This window comes from Sulfurisphaera ohwakuensis (genome assembly GCF_009729055.1).
Taxonomy (GTDB): Archaea; Thermoproteota; Thermoprotei_A; order Sulfolobales; family Sulfolobaceae; genus Sulfurisphaera; species Sulfurisphaera ohwakuensis.
Genome location: NZ_CP045484.1, coordinates 1978460 through 1998494, shown reverse-complemented (window position 1 = coordinate 1998494; position 20035 = coordinate 1978460). Strand labels below are relative to the sequence as shown.

18 protein-coding genes and 3 pseudogenes are annotated in these 20035 nt (G+C 33.6%); 9 read left to right on the top strand and 12 right to left on the bottom strand.

The genetic code is table 11. The features are described from left to right. Positions 1-25: 25 nt before the first annotated feature. Positions 26-295: pseudogene (locus D1869_RS11035) on the top strand (zinc ribbon domain-containing protein); the annotation flags it as partial. A gap of 83 nt (positions 296-378) precedes the next feature. Here the strand turns inward: D1869_RS11035 and D1869_RS11030 are convergent. Further along, on the bottom strand, positions 379-1446 hold the full coding sequence (locus D1869_RS11030; protein WP_156015135.1) for an ISNCY family transposase: 1068 nt from the start codon (positions 1444-1446) through the stop codon (positions 379-381). A gap of 197 nt (positions 1447-1643) precedes the next feature. On the opposite strand from D1869_RS11030, the gene D1869_RS11025 reads away from it, so the two are divergent. From D1869_RS11025 to D1869_RS11015, 3 genes are all read left to right on the top strand, one after another. Beyond that, positions 1644-2141 (top strand): hypothetical protein, encoded by a 498-nt coding sequence (locus D1869_RS11025; protein WP_156015134.1) that lies wholly within the window; start codon positions 1644-1646, stop codon positions 2139-2141. Between the two features lie 590 nt (positions 2142-2731). Next, positions 2732-3115 (top strand): PaREP1 family protein, encoded by a 384-nt coding sequence (locus tag D1869_RS11020; protein WP_156015133.1) that lies wholly within the window; start codon positions 2732-2734, stop codon positions 3113-3115. Continuing rightward, positions 3072-3449, top strand: a complete 378-nt coding sequence (locus D1869_RS11015) for a PaREP1 family protein (RefSeq protein WP_156015132.1) — start codon at positions 3072-3074, stop codon at positions 3447-3449. Before D1869_RS11020 ends, D1869_RS11015 begins: the two co-directional genes overlap by 44 nt. A gap of 431 nt (positions 3450-3880) precedes the next feature. Here D1869_RS11015 and D1869_RS11010 read toward each other — a convergent pair. Beyond that, positions 3881-4491 (bottom strand): annotated as a pseudogene (locus D1869_RS11010) (IS200/IS605 family accessory protein TnpB-related protein); the annotation flags it as partial. On the opposite strand from D1869_RS11010, the pseudogene D1869_RS11005 reads away from it, so the two are divergent. From D1869_RS11005 to D1869_RS10990, 5 genes and pseudogenes are all read left to right on the top strand, one after another. Further along, positions 4486-4811, top strand: a pseudogene (locus D1869_RS11005) (transposase); the annotation flags it as partial. The pseudogenes D1869_RS11010 and D1869_RS11005 overlap by 6 nt on opposite strands. 6 nt (positions 4812-4817) lie before the next feature. Next, positions 4818-4940 (top strand): hypothetical protein, encoded by a 123-nt coding sequence (locus D1869_RS15715; protein WP_260311097.1) that lies wholly within the window; start codon positions 4818-4820, stop codon positions 4938-4940. 538 nt (positions 4941-5478) lie between these two features. Then, a complete protein-coding gene (locus tag D1869_RS10995; RefSeq protein ID WP_231113614.1) occupies positions 5479-6000 on the top strand; it encodes a hypothetical protein in 522 nt (173 codons plus the stop codon). Then, positions 5993-6247 carry a hypothetical protein gene (locus tag D1869_RS15565; RefSeq protein WP_231113613.1) on the top strand — a complete coding sequence of 85 codons (255 nt, stop codon included), beginning with the start codon at positions 5993-5995 and terminating at the stop codon, positions 6245-6247. Before D1869_RS10995 ends, D1869_RS15565 begins: the two co-directional genes overlap by 8 nt. 171 nt (positions 6248-6418) lie before the next feature. Next, on the top strand, positions 6419-7480 hold the full coding sequence (locus D1869_RS10990; RefSeq protein ID WP_184650974.1) for a glycosyltransferase family 4 protein: 1062 nt from the start codon (positions 6419-6421) through the stop codon (positions 7478-7480). A 355-nt stretch (positions 7481-7835) separates the two neighbouring features. Here the strand turns inward: D1869_RS10990 and cmr3 are convergent, their stop codons facing one another. From cmr3 to D1869_RS15560, 10 genes are all read right to left on the bottom strand, one after another. Further along, on the bottom strand, positions 7836-8828 hold the full coding sequence (gene cmr3, locus D1869_RS10985) for a type III-B CRISPR module-associated protein Cmr3 (protein ID WP_156015131.1): 993 nt from the start codon (positions 8826-8828) through the stop codon (positions 7836-7838). Beyond that, positions 8828-11977, bottom strand: coding sequence for a type III-B CRISPR-associated protein Cas10/Cmr2 (gene cas10, locus D1869_RS10980; protein ID WP_156015130.1), 3150 nt, complete (start codon positions 11975-11977; stop codon positions 8828-8830). The genes cmr3 and cas10 overlap by 1 nt, the downstream gene beginning before the upstream one ends. After that, entirely contained in the window at positions 11974-12819 is an 846-nt protein-coding gene (gene cmr6 / locus D1869_RS10975) for a type III-B CRISPR module RAMP protein Cmr6 (protein WP_156015129.1), read from the bottom strand. The genes cas10 and cmr6 overlap by 4 nt, the downstream gene beginning before the upstream one ends. Next, positions 12809-14272: a type III-B CRISPR module RAMP protein Cmr1 gene (cmr1, locus tag D1869_RS10970; RefSeq protein WP_156015128.1), complete on the bottom strand. Its 1464-nt coding sequence runs from the start codon at positions 14270-14272 to the stop codon at positions 12809-12811. Before cmr1 ends, cmr6 begins: the two co-directional genes overlap by 11 nt. Beyond that, positions 14273-14737: a type III-B CRISPR module-associated protein Cmr5 gene (gene cmr5 / locus D1869_RS10965; RefSeq protein WP_156015127.1), complete on the bottom strand. Its 465-nt coding sequence runs from the start codon at positions 14735-14737 to the stop codon at positions 14273-14275. Beyond that, positions 14727-15584, bottom strand: a complete 858-nt coding sequence (cmr4, locus tag D1869_RS10960) for a type III-B CRISPR module RAMP protein Cmr4 (RefSeq protein ID WP_156015126.1) — start codon at positions 15582-15584, stop codon at positions 14727-14729. Before cmr4 ends, cmr5 begins: the two co-directional genes overlap by 11 nt. A gap of 45 nt (positions 15585-15629) precedes the next feature. Then, positions 15630-16187 carry a type III-B CRISPR system CMR subunit Cmr7 gene (locus D1869_RS10955; protein WP_156015125.1) on the bottom strand — a complete coding sequence of 186 codons (558 nt, stop codon included), beginning with the start codon at positions 16185-16187 and terminating at the stop codon, positions 15630-15632. 650 nt (positions 16188-16837) lie between these two features. Then, on the bottom strand, positions 16838-18247 hold the full coding sequence (locus D1869_RS10950; protein ID WP_156015124.1) for an oligosaccharide flippase family protein: 1410 nt from the start codon (positions 18245-18247) through the stop codon (positions 16838-16840). 527 nt (positions 18248-18774) lie between these two features. Then, entirely contained in the window at positions 18775-19563 is a 789-nt protein-coding gene (locus tag D1869_RS10945; protein ID WP_156015123.1) for a methyltransferase, read from the bottom strand. Between the two features lie 4 nt (positions 19564-19567). Then, positions 19568-20014 carry a carbamoyltransferase C-terminal domain-containing protein gene (locus D1869_RS15560; RefSeq protein WP_231113612.1) on the bottom strand — a complete coding sequence of 149 codons (447 nt, stop codon included), beginning with the start codon at positions 20012-20014 and terminating at the stop codon, positions 19568-19570. Between the last annotated feature and the right edge of the window lie 21 nt (positions 20015-20035).

The window sequence follows — 20035 nt, the reverse complement described above, 5'->3', positions numbered from 1 at the left end:
TTAATCATCTCTCAATATGATCTTTATTATGTTTATAAACCCAGCATATACTTCAAAGATGTGTGCCAAATGCGGGTACGTAAAGAAAGAGTTAACTTTGACTGACCGTGTGTTCAGCTGTCCTAAGTGCGGTTGGGTTACTGATCGTGACTATAACGCTTCCTTAAACATATTGAAGAGATCGGGGTGGGAGCCATCCTTAGTGCCTGTGGAGCTCCACCCTCTACCCGTAGCGAAAAGCTACGGGCAAGGTGGGGCTATGAAGCAGGAAGCTCCGCCCTTCAGGGCGGGGTAGCTCACATAGATGTGCCATGGCGGAATCAGAAATAGTCAAAAATAAGCATAAGTTACGCCAAGGGTAAACACTGCGTTAGCATTTTACGTCTTTTTCCTTCTCTTAAAAAGTTTCTTAATCCCGCCCAAAGATTGATAAATACTTTTTATCACCCTTGCTATCCTCTTGGCACCCAAATACAAACCAAGGGAATACTTAAACAAGAGTACCAAGAGTAAGGAGAGAGCCTTAAGGGTTATAAACCCCTTATTCCTAACCCAAGTGAGGAAAGAACCTTTCTCCAATCCCAAGGCTTTAAGCTCCCTAATCAAAACCTCAATATCCCAACGATTCTCCCATGTAGTTATTATTTCCTCAGCAGTATCATTAACGTTTGTGGAGAAGAAGTACCTCCTTCCAAAACCCTTATAATCATCTATTACAAGTAATTTTATGGGAATACCTAAATACTCAACTAGGTATTCCCCCTCGGGGAACTCGCCAACTGGCACGAGCCTACCACCCTCGGTGACCCGCGAGTTGGCCTTGAGTTCCCCGACGGTATTAGATAAAAGAGTCCTAGAATTAACATACCAAGAATCAAAAACCTTGCACACAACATTAAACTCCTTCTCGAGAATTGGCAATGTTTCCAAGTATTCTTGTATCTTTGTCTTGAACTCAACCTCCTCTCCCCTCTCCCTTAATATCTCAACAACCTTTTGTGGTATGTAGGGTATTATTGTTACTATGTAGGTTTCGTTTGTTTTCAAGTCTTTTATTGCTATTATGAGTAGTTGTATTGTTGGTTCGTATCTTTTGTGTTCTCTGCAGTAGAAGACTTGTGCTCCGTTTCTTGATACTGGTAGTGCTCTTGCGTGTTGTTTGTGATCATGTGTGTCATCTATTATTAGTTGTACTGGGTGGTCTTGTACTATCTCTTTTACTATTTTGATCAGGTTTGTGTTTGCTAGTTTGTTAAGGTTTTTTAGTACTGTCTCGTAGTCCATGCCCGTTGCTTGGGCTATTTCTGTTGCTGTTCCACCCATTACTCCTCCAAGTACTAGTTTTGCTAGTGTGTCTTTTCTCAAGCTAGTCAAGGCGATGAATATTTGTTGGAGTGCTTCTTGAAGTGCATTGTAATACGCTTGGAGTAATGAGTTTGTATTCATCCAATACTTTTGTCAGTTAATTTTTAAAAAGTTTTCAAGGTGCCCTTAAACTGCAAGGATTTTCCTATAAATGCTAACTGCGTAATTTAAACTAGTTGCGTAGGTCTAACTACTTTTTATATTTTCATAGTTTAAAGGAGTATTTAATTAGTCCAACGTTTAAGAAATATATTTTGATTTTACAATATATATAATTGATGTGTGATTATAAGCTGAGTAAATATGATAGACCGTTGAAAAAAACTGAAAAGATATTGTTAGTGAGTAGAGAAATATTTAATAAGATATTTGATGAAAAATATTTTAGGGTTCTCATTTCCCAAGATAGAGACGGGCTTAGTAAAAGCTATTATTACTACATTTTAGATTTCTATAAAAATGTCGGACTAATAGAAGATAATGCTTTAGTTTCTGCCACTGTGATTCCTTTTGTTGTTGAAAATGATAAAATAGTCCTCGATAAAGCATTATTATCTGTTACTAAAAATGGATTAGTCCTAATTGATCTAAATTCTGATAAATACAAGTGCGATTCTTGCCCATTAAAGGCAGAATGCAAATACGGCTTAAAGAATGTTGCGTCTCAGCTGAAAATAAAACCAAAAGGTAGATCACTAAATGAAATTTGGGATAACTTAATTTCTCAGTTAACAAAAAAAGTTATAAACAAGGTAGTCATGTTACCAATTCCTTAACATTATTTTAGTTTAGATATGCATCTAACTACATCTCTAAATACATAATATAGATCTCATATGTTTCGTCTCTAGCAAACCTGAGTGTGTAACCTTAGGAGGTCTATTAGCCCTTACTTCAGCTCTTTTGAAGATATTGTAATACTACATAACGTGCAGAGGATTTTACTAATTTATAAGTTTAGTCCATTTTACTTGTTACGAGATGAAAATAGCTTATCCTTAATCGTTTCAAAAATTTTATATTAATTAAAGAATTCGGAAATATAAATTTAACTTAGCTAAATCTAAAATATGCTTGATAATACTCTAAATCTGACTTCCATATAACCACTAAGTGTTAGCTATATTTTCTATGCAGAATACGAATAAAATTATCTACATGTGATTAGATCACAAACCTGTTAATAATGTTTTAATAGCACAGAATATTATAACTGATCCCCTCATCGTCCTGAATGGCGAGGCTTTCTTCTCAATTTGTCATTCTCCAAAACTTGAATAGCGAACAAATAAATGACTATTATGTTATACTACAAACCATGACTTTTTACTAAAATTTATTAGAGTTAGAGGGATATTATAGAATGATGTCTAGTATTAACATTCTTTCTGCAGCAGATCTATTACTTAGGGAGGCTGATGAGTTGTTGGAGAGGGGTGATGTTGTTCAAGCTTCGGAAAAGTATTATAAGGCTGCTGAGGAGGCAGTTAAGTTGATGGTAAAGGAGTTAAATTTGACAGAAATACTAGAAAAAGTTAAAGAAGAAGGTTATTGGAGTTTAGGAATTTTACATGATGCAGTTATTCAACTGTCTAAACTATTAGGTAATGATAAGATTGTAGAACTTTGGAAATCCGCAGTGATAATACTTACTGCTAACTTAACAAAAGATATTTTAGTTATAGAAGCGGAAAAAGTGAAGGAACTTGTCGAGCTCTCAGATAAGATCGCTGATTTTAAATTGGGTTAAAGAAGCTGATGAGTTGTTGGAGAGGGGTGATGTTGTTCAAGCTTCGGAAAAGTATTATAAGGCTGCTGAGGAGGCAGTTAAGTTGATGGTAAAGGAGTTAAATTTGACAGAAATACTAGAAAAAGTTAAAAAAGCTGGTAGATGGTCTTCCTCTTTACTTTTTGAAGGAGCTAGAGCTATCTCACCTGAAATGTATTCTATATGGGCTGATTCTTGGTATCTTCATATTTACGGTTTTCATGAGATGAGGATTAATTATGATGAGGCAAAAAAGATCTCTCAGAATATTCACAAAATATTAGATATCATAAATAATTATAATAAGCAAACCTGAATGAGTTCACTAACTATGGAAACTCTAAGAATCCTTCTAGTGTGTAATAGTTTGTTATAGATTTTATTCTTTTTTAAAAATAATTTCAAAACGTATTTGTAGGTTGAATCTCATAATTCTTATAAACAATTTCGTAAACATTTATTCCATGTATAGCGATAAAATAAAAGATTTAACCTATTTTAGATGCAATTTTAATGATTTAGATAATAGATTTTTAAAAACTATTAAATCCTAGAGTTTTTCGAAAATGATATTAAGTTAATGGCTACACTAGAAAAGTTCTTACAATTTTATTTAAATTTTTAACGGTCTATGTTTAACCCTTTTCCTTTCCTTTTAATTCCGCCATGATCAAACTCTTTTAGCTCTAAGCATGTATTACCTTAAACTAACTAACTTTTGCATCGCCCTAAGGGCGGTTGTTAACCTCATCGGTTCGGGTCTACATCCCTCATTTGAGGGGCAGACGAGAGGGTCAGAGACCCCCTCCTATTCAAATTAACTACAGCAATAACATCCCTATCATTCTCATAACCACAACCACACTTAAACCAACGATATGAAACCTCCCTCATCTTATTACCACACTTAGGACATAAAACAGAAGAATAACTAGGATTAACATATTGAACCAACAAGCCGTGCTTCTTAGCTTGCCACTCAACCCAATATTGAATTCTACGATACTGAATCAAATACAACCTATCCCTAAACTCAGAAGGTAATCCTTTCACGCGCTTAATCATATTCCTCAAATTTTCCAGTTTAATAACATCAACAACAAAATCCTTAGCAACCTTAACAACCCACTTCCCAACCTTTCTAGCAAAGTCCTCCATAATTCTCTTAGCCTTAGCGTAAAAATGCCTAATCCTAGCCATAATACGCTTATTCTCCCTCCACCTGTAGAAGGAGAGATTCCTAGGATAACCCAAGATGGGTAATCACCAATACTTGTTATCCTAACAGTCATCTTGTTAAAGTTTATTGTGTAACTGGCTCTTGGTGTTAACTACACCATGGGTTTATATACTCTAGGAAGATATCGAAGACTGTATGGAGGACTTTACACCGTGTGTTGAGGTATAAGGCTCCCCTTTACGGTTCTTTTGTAAAGGAGGTGAACCCATACCTCACATCTAGGTCCTGTCCCAGATGTGGATGGGTTTCCCGAAAGGTTGGCAGAACTTTTTCGTTGCGAGAGGTGTGGGTTCGCCCTTGATAGGCAGTTGAATGCATCTCTAAATATCTACCTTAAGATGTGCGGGTTTCCTCACATCCGTGATATTCCACGGGTGTGGGTTAGGGCTAATAAAACCTATATAGGTTATCCCGCTAAAGGGACGGAGAGGGATGAATGGGGCAATGCCCCGTGACAAGGAGAAAACTGCTGAGATGAGTGAGGAGGAAAGGTTGACAACGTTGAGGAGATTTGGGCAAGAGTTGAAGGAAGACTTGGAAAAGACTGCAAAATTCGTTAGGGAATGAGCTGGGGAGGAAGAGTAAACTAACACCACAAGAAAAAGCATACATACTAATAAAAGGAATACTTGTTAACAAATAGGGAAACAGCAGAACTAGCATCACTACTTAACTTGACAAGTGTAGAAATAAGTTATAAGACTGTGGAAAGACTATGACCCAGATGTTTTCGTTGTACTCTACAACCTACTATCACAAATAGCATTTATTGGAAAATCGTTGCACAAGATTAATTCTTACAAAGAATTTTCTAATACTTATATCTAATTTTAGTAAATAGGATAAGTTCTATCGTTTTTATAGTAAGAATATTCGCCAACGAGAATGGTTTATTTAAAAACTATCTTATCGTTAGGATTTTACGTAAACCGCTATTGGTATCATAAAATATATGTGGTTTTATTTGAATGATACTGGTTTTATTCAATTTTGATTAATGTTATTATTTATCTCAGAAAAAAGAGATTCCCATACTGATGTACTCAGTTATTTTGGTTTATCTCCGTTCAAAATAAATATTAAAGTGAGTGCGGAGTATATGACTATGGAAGATGAAATTGCAAAGTGGTTCAGTGAGAGTATTTTGAAGATAGTTGAGAAACTGAAGAGTGGACAAGAGTTAACAAATACTGAGATTTATATTGCCCTAACGTATATCTATTCACAATCTTTTGAGAAGAAGATAGAGGAGTTGGAGAGGAGTTTAAGGGATGAAATAAGAAAAACTAGAGAAGAACTATTAACTAATGATGAAAGAATAAAGAAAGAAATAATAGAATATGTCGATAAGTCTAAGAAGGAATTATTGGAGAACGATGAAAGAGTGAAGAAAGAAATAATAGAATATGTTAATGGTGTTAAGAAGGAGCTACTAGAGAATGATGAAAGAATAAAGAAAGAACTACTAGAGAATGATGGGAGGATGAAGAGTGAGCTTGAGGCTAAGATTAATGAGGTGAAGGGTGAGGTTTCAGCTCTTAGGAGTGATTTGGGTGTTCTTACTGAGTCGTTTTTTGTTAGTAATTTTTTGGGTAGTATTAAAGAAGGGGGCGAAAAAAGTGGTTAGTGTTTATAGGCATTATGAGACTTCTGTTGTTGAGGTTGATGCTCTTGTTGAGACTGATAGGGCTGTTTATGTTATTGAGGTTAAGTTTAGGGCTGAGATTAAGGATGTTGATGATTTATTAACTAAAGTTAAGGAAGTTGAGAAGGAGTATCAAGCCAAAAGGATTATCCCGGTACTTGCTGGTACAAAGATTAGTAAAGCTGTAAGGGGTTACGCAAAAGGCTTAAACGTTATAATATATCAGTAATGGTTAATCAACGAGCTGTTATACTCATTCATAATTTAAAGTACAACACTCTCTCTAAGTTCATATAATTAAGGATATTGTCTTGCATTATAAGCTCTGATAGAGTACAAAACATCACGTAACATAGTAAGTAAGAAAAATAATAAATAACTAAAATCTCAGTTAAGCATAATGAAAGATGAGAAGATAAACATCGTGCTAAGAATCCTTTGGAAAGGAGGAGTTACTAGAGTTGCGGTTGAAGAAGCCAGGAATATGAAAAGTACACTAATAGTTTACAGACATGCCGGGACACAATATGATCTTTCTAACATAGATGTGAAAGTCCTTTTTGACGGTAAATCTAAGTGGATTTTTAAAGTGTTAACATCTATTTATGCAGGTCAGAGGGGAGATGAAGCTACAGTAGACTTAGACAGAATCATAAAAGCCAGTGATATAATTAAAGGACCCGCATTATTTCACGACCAATTTGCCGGGTTAACGGGGTATTTAAGGAAAATAAAACACGGAGAAGATTACGCAATTTACATTCATGAAACCTCTTTTGATAACAAAGGAATAAAATGGGCTTTACCCAAATTTATGGAGAAAAAAATTTTAGAGAAGAGCAAATTAATAATCACGAACAGTAAATGGAACAAAGAGATCTTAGCTAGTAAGGGCTTTAACGCTGAAGTAGTATATCCCGGTTGTTATCCCAGAGAGAAAATAAATCTTGAGAGAGAAAAGATTGTCTTGGCAGTTTCAGTATGGGATTCTGGAAGAAGGCCTGAGATTTACGGGGAGATTAGTAAAAAAATTAAGGGAAAACTGGTAATGGCGGGATACTGGACTAGACAAGACACATTAAACGAATTCATGAGCAAATATAAGGAGGTAATAATAACCGGGCCTATTTCAGAGAGCAAACTGCAAGAACTTTATGATAAAGCATCAGTGCTAATACGATTCGGTTTTAATGAAAAAGGGCCTGGTATGGGAGTTTTAGAAGCTATGGGAGCTGGGATGCCCGTAATAGTGAATGAGGGTTTGGGTAGTAAGGAACTAATAAAAGATAACGGATATGTGGTAAGAGATTGGGATGAAGCTGTGGATAGAATAAATGAGATATTGGAAGATGAAAATTTAAGGAAGAAAATGAGCATTAACTCTTGGGAAATTGCTAAAAGCTTGAGTTGGACTAACCATGCTAGAAAATTATACGAATTATTATCTAAAATATATGGGTAAACGAAAGTGAAATACACTAGTTTAGATAATAATTTGACCATGCTTCGTGGAATTCAATTTTCTAGGTTTTATCTATAAATTTTTATTAAATCAAGCATTAATTCAAAAGCAAAGTCTAACGTTATCTCTGATAAAAATTCAGCCCAATACATAAAGCAATTTTGACATGAACTTTATATGCAAAGTCATAAAGGGAAACAATAAGCCTTCAAATTACGCGGAAACCCTGTTTCGAGAATACCATGTCCTTTAGTTTTTCTTAGCCTACAGACAGAGTCGTTATTAAATTATAAATTTATTAAATAGAGAAACTCTCCATATAAAGTCAGAGGAGCTCAGAATTTCAGAAAAGGTATTATAGCTTAATGACGACACTATCATTGCCATCTAATAATTTTCTCATTTCCATATTTTGACAATCTATCCTAGAAATTGTATTATATCCTATTTTTTCGTATTTTGAAAACAAGTCATTATCACTAGAATTATTATTAATAAGTACATTATATCTTTCAATAAATTTCTTCTTAATTACACTACCTTCAAGTACTGCAGTTAGTATCTCTTTCCTCCTATTGTGAGCGATATTAAATCCTAAACTAATCTTATCCACTTTTCCCATAACTATTAAATCCTCTTCTAAGATATTGTCTATAATATTATCTGGTACCAAAATCGGGGATACTACAAGATAATAATCTCCAGACAAGTTTGTAGCTACCACACTGTCCTCATCCTCTACTTCTAGCTTAGCAATTCTTCCTTCCCCACCAAAATTAACTACAGTCTCTTTTAGTTCCAGGTTACCCTCCACGAATATTACATATCTTATCTCCTTCTTGAAAGATAAGTATCTTGCAGTATATAGATAATGCTCCTTAGCTGTCTTCTTTTGCCTATCTAAACCTATTCCAATCCTATCTTGAAAATCAATTAATTCAAAAAGTTTATTCTTCTCTCCATAAAAAATATCGTAAATTTCTTTTTCCCACTTTTCGTACCTTTCACTTATACTTTCAAAAATTTTTGGCAAAGGACATAAGGCTTCTCTATTAACGAGAGCAAACAGATTCCCCATTCTTAATGGGTAAAAATAGTTTTCATCATCACTCTCTATTAAAGTTCCGTAAATCTTTACATCATCTCCTAATTGGTGAATTAAGGTATCAAGCCAATCTTCCGTTACATTTCCATTAAATTTAAGGTATCCTAAAAGTCCGGCTATCGTTGAAGGTCTGGGAATTACCAATGATTGTGCAGAAGTGTGAGAACCAGTAACTAATGGTTCAAACTCTCCTTGAGTCCTCAGCATTAACGGCTCTAAAGGCCTTATCCTAATCTTCTTCATCATGCACCACCATAAATTATCCTTAAAGCGTAAACTACATTAGATACTAGATCCTCCTTAAAATGATAACCTCTTGACTTCATTTTAGTTGTAAAGTACTCCGGTTTAAATAGACTCATTAGCTCATCTACATCTTTAAGAGATGCAGAATTTCTTCTTATCCAATATTTTAGCAAAAATTCTATAAGAGATGAACCGTTCTCTGAACTTATCAAATCTCTGTAATTATCGTAATCATAAAGTAATGAAGTTGAAATTTCCCCTTCATCAATCTTCTTCTTTAACGTTAAAATTAGATCTATGATACTTGCAATATCATTAAAATCCCTCACTGAAGATACTATAGGCCTATTTAAAGACAGTGGAATCACAGATAATAACTTATGATATTCAAAGATTGCAATATCCTTCTTCATTCTTTTATCTCCATTATATATACTCACCATTTCCTTTCCCTCTTCCAGTAAGTAATAGGACTCATTAACTACCATTGATAAGGGGTCTGCATAATGAGAAATTATTACGGAATAACTCCTCCCTACTGTTGGTAAGGATGGGTAATACGCATTATTAAACTCTACAAAACCGTTTTCTAAATATAAATTACCTATTCTGCCTCCATATCCTGCAAATGCTTTCCTACTTTCCTTAATAAAATCTAAAACTTCGCTTACAGGGAGTAAAGCGAGTAAATCATCCCCACCAGCATATATGACGAATCCTTTATGTTTATTAATCAAATTTATCTCAGCAATAAGCCCTCTGTTAAGTGCAGAAGAAATTGAAACGTGCCAAGCCGGAGTAACTATTATCCTTCCTTCTCTGAGTATTTCTTTAAAATAATTAATCGAGTTTTCGACACTCTTTTCAACATTTATGCTATTTTTATATCTAGATCTCGCAATTTCATCGGAGTAAATTTTTACTGCACAAGGACACCTAGACGTATCTTCTCTAGCACTTATACAATATATAACATTTTTTACATATTCTACTATTCTCCCGCTACCGGCGTTTAATAAGTAATCCTCTAAAAACTTAACAATCTCTTCCTTCTTTTCAGCAATATTAGCATAATCTCCAGAATCAATAATTCCCGCTAAATAAGGTGTTAGTTTACCCTCTAATAAATCACCTAAATAGTCGCTATCAGCCCTAATCAAAGCGTAATAAGGTGAAGGAAAAGTTATTCCATATCTTCTAAAGATAGAGAAATAATATCTTCTACGTTCTTCACTAAACCAATATTCTTCCGGGTCTATGGTAAGATTTATCCCTTTTGACTTGTTTTCATTAAACCATTTCCACATGGAAAGCCTTTCTGGCACTTGCTTGCATATTTCATTATCTAACTCCTTACATAGCTCGTCCTTCTTCTCAATCATCTCCTCAAAGGTCTTAATTGATGCAATATCGCTAGTAGATGGTATCTCTATCTTCTTATTATTTCCATTATTCTTTGTTTCCTCATTTATAATCTCGTCAACTATATCTTCAACACTATAAAGATCACCCAGAAGTAAAATCCTTAAAAGCCTAGGTTCAGCTCCTAAAGCCCTTTTAACCAAACACCATGGGCAAAGCCTCTCACCTGGTGATATCATGTTCTTGATCGACTTAACGTCATTCTCATTGCTGGCTATTCCAGAGTCAATTAATTTTTTCTCGAAGTCTTCCTCTTTAGGCATAATAACTACTGCAGGCAAAACTCCGCATGATGTACAGAACTCATAACCCCTCTTAGACTTCTCACCGATTTGAGGTAACTTATCAAATTTAGTTAATTCGAATAATTTTAAGCGTGATTCTGGAGTAACTTTAACTAACTTACTCCTTTTAAATTCACTAACCAACTTGCGATACTTATTGTCGTAAACCTTCCATGCATCTGAGCGTAAACTACCATTTTTATCAAATATTTCGTCCTTAGTTACACTCACTTGTTTCACACGAATGTTTAAGGGAGTTATTTGAAGGAGATCTTCAGTCAAAGTTAGCACTCTACACACTAAATTCCAAAAACCGTCTTCTCTCCTTCTTTCAGAATAAAGCTTTAATCCCTCAATTAGTTTACGCCAACCCTCGTTATACCTATCCTTTGCCTTAGAGATAAAGTAATCGTCGTCCGAAAGATTCTTATATTCTTCACCTTCCCTTATTAACCCCGGTAAAATTAACGTAACCCTACCTGGAATTATTGGATAAGGTGGTATTTTCAAATCCTCAAACAGATCGTCACCATTAAATATGTACTTAGTTATTAACTCCTTTACTTCATCTATAACATCCTCTGATACCCCTTCTTTTCTTAATTTTTCTAAAAGATAAAACGCATAAAATTGATTAAACCTTAACGAGGGGAATAGTACAACGTCTAGACCGTATTCCTCAATGAACCAGGTAATTACGTACCAGAGCAGTGCAGAGACTAAATAGCTGGAAATCCATAAGTCCCTAGTCTTCCTTCCCTTACTTATGAAGTCAGCAACGCCTATAGTATCTATTCCTAGCAAGTAACCTTTCCCTTTATTTCCTCCCCTTTCTTTATCTTTAAATGTTAATATCCAGTTCATCATTGCAGCAGTTGCGTATAAATGGTCAAAAATTGTATGAGTAGGATTTCTAGTATCTGAAGGACTATTTTCATACCCAGATTCTATCCATACTAATTCGTATATTAAGTAAAACAGCTGATATTTCGAAACATTGAGATTAGTGGATCTTATAGCATTTAATAGATTATTATATCTTGATATTAAATTATCTAATTTAGATTTATCTTCAGGAAATAAATTATTTACAACTCTTTGAATGTCGGGTGAAAGTATATTCTTTAAGAATATTTCTCTATTTCTAAAAAAGCTATGTTCTTTATATACAATACTACCTAAATATCTATCTACGGAACTAGCTATATTATCTGCTTTGCCAACTTTGTTACTATAGTAGCTATAATTTATACTAAATAATTGATTGAGTATATACTTAGCGACTTCTTCATGCTTTTTCTTAGTGTTAACTTTATTTAATTGTGATGTTAATGTTGTTGCACGGCCTGTTATTACCCATGCCTTATTTGGAGGATCATGAAGTAATGCCGTAATTTTATAATTTAAGAATTCTCCTCTAGAAATATTATTTTCACTCATCTTATCACCTCTATCTTACTCAATTCAAATAAGGAATATCCTACCGAGGATCTAGCCCCTAAACCTCTCGTAATTACTAAGGGCAGTACGTCACATAGAGGTTTTCCAACATCTTCCCTTTTGTAGTAAATTAAAAAGCGAAAAGTCACCTTAGGGGCAATTGTTAAATATATAATCGGCTTAGGCTCTACATCAGCCTCAGACTTCTTCCCATTATAATGCGGTGTAATTATATCCGGAACAAAAACGAAACTCTCAGCTCTCACGGGGTAAGCGTCTGTAAAGTTTACACTCCCTTCTCTTTCCTCGTCTCCAAAAATTTCCTTAGCTTCTTGCTTACCTAATTTATCTTCAATGTAACTTCTCACAATACCTTTAATTTCAGAAGCAGGTATGTAAGGCAAATTCATGTAGGGATCAAAAGAGATCCCAGAATCGAAAATTAGCTTGCCCAAAGATGTTGAAACTCCAACTAGAGCTCTTGTCCTAGTAGTTATTTCAACATCTACTACTGTGTACTTTAACGACTTTAGTATTCCTTTAAGGTTATTAAAGAATTCCCTTACTTCTTCGCCCTTTAATTTAAAGTTCTTTGAGATAAGTTCAGCTATCTCCTTCTTAAATAGGTTTTTCTTCTCTTTCTCGTCTAGGTTTAATATTTTATATTTTATTAGGAGATTATTTTCACTATATGTTTGGCTGTTTGAATGAGATTTTTCAGAAATAAATTCTTCTAAGTTATTGTATACTATGCTAGTTAAACTTAATGCTGAGAATAAGTTAATATTACATTTTTCTTCATTAATTATTTTTAAGATATTAACTAAAAAATCAATTGTCATTTTGAATCACACAAGAAGTTAATTCTCGTAGTATATCACTAATTAATTTAATATCAATTTTTTTGAAGTAGGATGAGTAAAGAATATAATTAATAAGATAAGAGTTATCTTTTTTATCACTAATTAGTTTAAACCTTAGTAATGAGCTCCTATGTTTATGGTAAAGTACGTACTTGCTCATGAATGAGTCTTCATTAGCTGAAACTGGAAAATCTACTATATTAAATGACGGAACAGTCTCAGAAGTCTCGCAAAGAAAGTTTTTGATCCATCTTATATCTCTTTTAAGTTCCCTATACCCTCCAAAGGCTACTAGGAAAGATTTTCTTGCATATTTATCTTGAATTTGAGTAATAGATTTGATACAATCTCCATTTGATAATACAGCCTTAGGAATATTAGTTAATACTTTCTCTTTACTTTTTATCTTTCTGATCTCTAATAAGTCAGTATTTATGAAATATACAACATTTTTCTTAGGATCTATTTCCAATAGTGAATTATTTCCAAAGTATTGTGTATTAACATACAACTTTTTAGCGCCATCTAAAATAGAATATATTTTGCCTCTTAATTCGTTTTCATTACAAATTAAGAGAAAACTTTTAGCTAAATTTTCTATTTCTTCACACATATTATCATAACACTTAACATCTACTATTGACAAACTACCAAATCCCCTATTAGCTTTTCTACCAATCCCTCCAAGCAGTATAAAAATTAATAAGCTGTATAATGCAAACTTAAGCTTATCATTAAAGCCAAAATTTTGCTTAACCTTTTGGTTACTCTCGTATACTTTCTCACGATTCTTATCTAAATAAATGTTAAGAGTAAATGTGACTTCTTGCTTAATGTTAAAGTACTCTAAATAATTCGTAATTAAATCGCGTAAAATTTCCCTGAGGATCTCTTTATTAGAAATTTTAGTAGTGTCTATATAGATACTCTTAAAACCTAAGAGATCAAAGTTAAGAAGTTTATTATTGTACACTAGATCCTTGATTTTACTTACATCTAAATTAGATTTAAAAACTATAGGAATTGAGGAATTTTCTGTTTTGATTACTATTTCGTTATCTTTTAAGTCTACAGTCACTTTCCCCTTATAGTTCTTTAAGCAATCTATTGCCTTATCTAACTCTACATCAAATAACTCAAATCGATTATTGTTATCCTCATCACTTATTACCTCTAACCTCACTGCAGACTTCATGTTCTCTCCTCCAAAAACGTCCTCGAAAAGTCTATCTATAGAATCATAAGTATAGAGCTTACCTCCATTAGCATGACTTACAGTATTAAATAAAACCCTATTCCACCACCTCCACAATCCCTTAATCTCTGTAGGCCTAACACTCTCTTCATAAAACTGGTTTATGCTATGCCTATTATATCCTCCGGTTAACGGATAAAGAGCCTTCAGCTTAAAAGACATTAACAACTCTTCCATTTACCTCCCCTCTATTACAGCCTCAGCTAACCTCTTAATTGCCATTAAATACCTCTTTATCCTAGCGGAAATTATAGGAGATAACTCATATAATTTGTCTATGAGTTCTATCCTATTACACCTAAGCTTATCAATTAGAAACTTTTTGTCTATGATATTCCTCTCAGTTAAATAGTACAGAATAACAAACAAATAGGCCATGTAAGAAGCCTCTTCTTCACTACCTAAATTAGCGCTTGCTGAAGCTGGAGAATCCAACAGTGTGACTAACTTATCTATCTTATCATTAGTTTCCAGCCCGGCTTTAGATATTATATAAAAGAAAGTAGGAATAAAGCCAGAAGTATAAATTTCCTCAACCATATCCCTGGCCCTACTCCTAAATTTACTCCTAGCATCTCCTTTTAGAGAATTCAATACCTTATTAAACGCTTCTATAGCCAATTTATAATCATCATAAGACATCTCTTTCCCACCTCAACTCAACTATTCCTTTTCCTATGGTCTCCTTACCGCCTAGGATAATGTATTTTAAACTCCTTAAGATACAACTGACAAACAATGCAGTCTCCTTACTCTCCTTGCCTAAAAATGCTGAAAAGAAAATAGTCTTCATAGGAACGTATTCCTCAGACCACAAACCCCCAGTCTGTACAGTCCTCCTATCCTTGTCTATCCTTATCCTCCTAACTCTAATTAAAGACCTATTGATTACTTCTCTCCCTATAGAATCTTCTAACACCAGCAATGGGATTTTGTCATCAGTTATCTTGGGAATATCACCAGTATAATCCTCTAACTCAACATAGAAGTCCTCATTTAAAATAACACTTTTCGAGTTACTGTTTAATATAATATTCTTTCCTTTGTTAGAAAGTATACTATCAATTATACTTTTCAAATTAAAAGAAACTTTAGATAATTGGGAAATTGATTCCAAATATAGTTTAACCTTCTTTAGGAGCTCGTACGTAGTGACGTAAACCCAAACGTTAGATGAACCACTGTTAATCTCGATAATCCTCGAAGGTATCGCGAAAAGTATCGCGTCTAAAAAAGTACCTAATGAAGCCTCTTCTGGGTTTTCATCCTCGCCCAACACCTTATAAATTACGTCTCTCCTACTTGGAAATTCCTTTAAAAGAAATGACTTTATCGCCCCTTTCAAACTTGAAGCGTAAATTGTTGGATAACCCAACTCATCTCTTTGAAACGGTAAATCTATTTCCTCCTCTATAGACGAGCCATAACCAACGTGAAGGTGAGTAATGGCATGAATAAAAAATGGTTCAGAAAAAGCGTAGTAAGGCATAAAGGTTCCATCCCGTTTACATAGAATAATAACTAATTATATCACTTAGTTTCTTTTTAGATCATCAATAGCATTCATATCGCTAATTCCATAGAGGTTCACTATCCCCATTATTTTATCATCCTCAATTTTTAAAGAATTATACTTGGTTTTGCCTACTTTAACTGTTTTAACCATTATACTGATCTCTATGTCGTTTTGAAAATTAACTTCAGATTTCCTTATAAAATACAATTTATTCATGACTTCATCTTTAGATAGTGTAATTGTAAATAGCTGTTGTTGAGGTTGCTGTTGTATCTCACCATTTATGAGGATTCCTCTAACGTAATCACAAGGGTCTAATGTAGTAACTAAACTTAAACTATTTTCGTCTATAGCGTATCCGGTAAGAACTAAAATATTATGAATTTCTACATACTTTTTATCGTTTCTGCTCTTTTCATCTATTGTAGAGATATGTTTACCCTTATTTAAATTATTAATTGTAAGTATAGTATCATCTTTGCTTACAGCAAAGGAGGAGTTGCTATACTCATACTTTATATTATTCACTAAGGGAACAAAGACGTACGTATCCGGGCTGGCACTTTCTCTCTCCATAATTTAAAATACACACTATAAATATAAAAATAATAGATTCCATAATACAGTATAATAATAAGAGATTGTATCAAGTGCAAATATTTCAACAAATATAATGTGATAGAAAAAACAATATTACGACTAATTAAGAATAGAAGCCAATTATATCTTTTAACATAAGAGAAGATTAATATTTTATTATAAGAAAAATAACTTATAGTTGAGAAAAAACAGAATTTTAAACATGCACTACACTTATATAAAACATATTAGTCAGAGCTGTATAACACATAGCCCACTGTGGTGAAGGCTGTACTAGTGTGAAACTTAACGGGCACCTAACCTAGGCTAGGGCTAACTAGAGAATAAAACAAATTCTTGTCGTGGAACTTTTCTAACATGAAATAGCAGTTTACATAAAATCCTACGCTTGGAAGGTTTTTAAATAAACCATTCTCAGTAGTGAATATTATTACTATAAAAACGATAGAACTTATCCTATTTACTGAAATTAGATATAAGTATTAGAAAATTCTTTGTAAGAAAAATCTTGTGCAACGATTTTCCAATAAATGCTAATCAGTATTAGATCTTGTAAAGATATTCAGCATAATCTCGTATACGTGAAATTTTTAGATTAATTGAAAGGCTAAATAGCTTTGATAAATTCAATTAATTAACCGCAAAATATAAGATATAAACTTAAGTTTAGACGACAAAAACGATTCAACCAATTTTACGTCTTCCTTTTCTATTACTTTAAACGCTTTAAAAATTAAGATAACTAAAAGGAGAAGTATTAAATCTAGGAACGGAGGATCAACAAACACTTCGTAAACCCCTATTAAAGGCATAGCTAGTAGTAGCATGATCTCTTTCCTTGAAGGTATAAAAGTTGAAGTCCTTAAAGCGTAGAACACTATGAAGGACGAAGAGATTATAGAGACTATTATCTGGGAAATAGCTCCGCCTACAATACCTAGCCTAGGTATCAGGAGAAAAGAGGTTAACAGTGTCAAACCTCCGTTAAGAATTGAGAGAACTAGAAACGGCCTTAAATCCTTCTTAGACGCTACAATAAAATTGACTAAGGATCCTATCGGAAAAGGAAGTGTCGTAGCTAAAAGTAAAAGTATTAAAGCCTCTATTCCACCCTCATAAGCTGGGAAGAATTTATCAACAACGACGATGGCGACGGGTATAGAAATTATTACTGCTAAAAAGGAAATTAAAGAGAGCAAACGAAAGGAAATTGAAGACATTCTCCTCTCGTCCTTACCCAATGCTTTATAAAATGAAGCTGTAGGCAAAAGAACTCCACCCAATGCACCTAAAACCATTGAAGGTACTCCGGCAACTAATGCAGAAAATTGGTAAATGCCTAAGTAGTAGGAACCTAACAAGTAAGCAGTAGTTACTCTATCACCTTGCGAGGAGAAAAAGCCTGCTAATGAGGATAAATAGAGCGGAAGGCCTTCCCTAAAATGCTTAAATAAGAAGGGAAGGTATAGAAGGGGGTAAACAAAACCTATTTTTTTTATTATAAAGAAATAACCTAGAGAGTCTGAAATTATCCCTCCTAAAGTCCATATTTCTACGAATAGGTATATATTGTGCTGAAGAACGGCAAGTATTGAGATTCCCCATCTAATTATTAAGAATAAATTGCCGGCAATGGCAGTCTCTGTGAACATATCCATTCCTATCATGATTGAATTAAGCACTCCGCCCAGTAAGTATAGGAAAAGGTAAGGTATTGCTAACTTAACGTAAGTAGGAAAGAGTAACAAGACTAGAAAAACTGGAAAAGATAGAAAAGGTAAGGAAATAAACTTACCTATTACGTCCTTATTTACCTCTTTCCTAGCGTAAAGGTAGGAAATTTCCCTCGTAATAATCTGCCCAGGTATGAAGTAAAAGAAAGCCGAAGTTATAACTTCTAAAAGCTGAATAATTGCAACTTTCCCGAAGAAGGCTGGGTTTGAAATCTTTGCGGTAATGATAAAGAAGATTAAAGCCACTATGACGTTTGTTGTTGTCACGCTAAGGCTCTTTAACGCGTTCTTTATTGGATTCATTCATATTGACTTAAGAGAGGGGTAAATATAAATTTTTCAACAAAGATTAAGAAACCTAGAATCGTATACTATGAATTTCAAAAATACGTAAGCTAATTTCCTCATAAGAAAAATCTACAAAAGATCAATTATTCAAAAAATGTCCATATTCACCTATAACAATCGTTGACATTCTTTAGATCTAAAGTGACATAACTAAAGTTTTTAGGAAAAACTTAAAAAAGATATTCAGTTATTGGCAAAGAGGAATTAAGATTCTTTAAGAATACTAATTCCTTAAATTAATTATGTAACATTGATAGGGACGGAATAAAATTTCTCAAGAAGGCTCCTTCTTACTAAAGACTTTTGTAGAAAGACTTTAAAAAAGTTTTTAGGACAATGATAGTCATAAAACTTTAGAAAATAATTATTAAATATTCTTAATATAGATTTTATTATTATTAGTCATAAGAATTATCCAAAAAGATTTCCCATTGAATTTCTATTTAATTAGTTTTATGATTACAAACATAGGGTTAATTAAGTTAAGTTCTACTCCATATAAAATAAAATTTTGACATAAAGTTAATATAATCAATAAGTGGTTTATAATGAGTTTTTTCTCCAAATGGAAACGCTAGCTTATATATTCCATATGGTAATCTTTTCACTCTCCTTGAAATGCCTACATTAAGATTTAATCCTCTTATATGTATATATGATGTGTAAATGATATCCTCAGTTTCCGGCTTTATAACTCTTACATATTTAAGCCCTCCTTCATTTATCATCTCTAAAAAGTCCTTTACGTTAGACCCTTCAGAATTTTCAACTAGTATCACGTTTGCCTTATCATTTAAGAACTTGCGAATATTTAAATAAAACCTCCTATGTAAATTCCATCCAGAATCATAAGATTTTAATAAATCAATTTGATCGCACGTAGCCCTTCTACAATAATTTTCTAGTGTACTTTCATTGAAATGAGGAGGATTACCTACCACTAAATCAAATTTTTCACCTTCTGGAATTCCATCAAGTACATCAGAAATATAATATCTTACTTTATCTTCTAATTTATTCTCGTTAACAGTTAATTTGACATAATTAATGGCCTCAGGATTTATATCAGCTACTACCAACTCCTCACATAAGCCGTGAGCTAATAAAGAGAAACCTATAAATGCCGGACCGGAAAAAGCCTCAAAACATGTTTTAGATTTTCCTATAAGCCTTCTTATAATTGGTACATAGAGTTGCCCAAAACTAGTCCCTCCACCGTCCAGCTTCTCATCATAAAATATTTTTATTCCCTTAACTTTGAATACCTTCATTTTTTCACCTCTTGTATATTATCCAGCCTTGCATGTACATTGCATCAAATCCTTTAACCGCAAAGCTCCTCAAAGCATCTTGAGGAGTCTCAACTAAGGGCTCTCCGGCAAGGTTAAAGGAAGTATTCATAATTAACCCCTCACCCTTTATATCCTTAAAAGTCTTGATCAAATCATACCAAGTCCTATTCTGATCCCTAGTAACAGTTTGTGGCCTTGCAGTCAAATCAACGTGGCAAGTTACTGGAACTCTTTTACAAACCTCCTCATCCTTATAACGTAACATCAAAATCATGAACTCATGAGATGTTGGGTCTTTAAAATAAACATCCTTATCCTCATCAAGCAAAGAAGGTGCTAAAGGCCTCCACCATTCCCTACCCTTAATATCATTCACAAGTCTCCAATAATCCTTCCTAGTCGGATCAGCAACAATTGAACGATTACCCAAAGCCCTAGGGCCTAACTCAGC

Bases quoted from the DNA above. Each gene is read 5' to 3' on its own strand.
- cmr5 (WP_156015127.1), bottom strand. From the start codon at position 14,737: ATGTCTTATGATGATTATAAATTGGCTATAGAAGCGTTTAATAAGGTA.
- D1869_RS11020 (WP_156015133.1), top strand. From the start codon at position 2,732: ATGTCTAGTATTAACATTCTTTCTGCAGCAGATCTATTACTTAGGGAG.
- D1869_RS11030 (WP_156015135.1), bottom strand. From the start codon at position 1,446: ATGAATACAAACTCATTACTCCAAGCGTATTACAATGCACTTCAAGAA.
- D1869_RS11025 (WP_156015134.1), top strand. From the start codon at position 1,644: ATGTGTGATTATAAGCTGAGTAAATATGATAGACCGTTGAAAAAAACT.
- D1869_RS10990 (WP_184650974.1), top strand. From the start codon at position 6,419: ATGAAAGATGAGAAGATAAACATCGTGCTAAGAATCCTTTGGAAAGGA.
- D1869_RS10955 (WP_156015125.1), bottom strand. From the start codon at position 16,187: ATGGAGAGAGAAAGTGCCAGCCCGGATACGTACGTCTTTGTTCCCTTA.
- D1869_RS10945 (WP_156015123.1), bottom strand. From the start codon at position 19,563: ATGAAGGTATTCAAAGTTAAGGGAATAAAAATATTTTATGATGAGAAG.
- cmr4 (WP_156015126.1), bottom strand. From the start codon at position 15,584: ATGCCTTACTACGCTTTTTCTGAACCATTTTTTATTCATGCCATTACT.
- cas10 (WP_156015130.1), bottom strand. From the start codon at position 11,977: ATGAGTGAAAATAATATTTCTAGAGGAGAATTCTTAAATTATAAAATT.
- cmr1 (WP_156015128.1), bottom strand. From the start codon at position 14,272: ATGGAAGAGTTGTTAATGTCTTTTAAGCTGAAGGCTCTTTATCCGTTA.
- D1869_RS10950 (WP_156015124.1), bottom strand. From the start codon at position 18,247: ATGAATCCAATAAAGAACGCGTTAAAGAGCCTTAGCGTGACAACAACA.
- D1869_RS15715 (WP_260311097.1), top strand. From the start codon at position 4,818: ATGCCCCGTGACAAGGAGAAAACTGCTGAGATGAGTGAGGAGGAAAGG.
- cmr6 (WP_156015129.1), bottom strand. From the start codon at position 12,819: ATGACAATTGATTTTTTAGTTAATATCTTAAAAATAATTAATGAAGAA.
- cmr3 (WP_156015131.1), bottom strand. From the start codon at position 8,828: ATGAAGAAGATTAGGATAAGGCCTTTAGAGCCGTTAATGCTGAGGACT.
- D1869_RS10995 (WP_231113614.1), top strand. From the start codon at position 5,479: ATGGAAGATGAAATTGCAAAGTGGTTCAGTGAGAGTATTTTGAAGATA.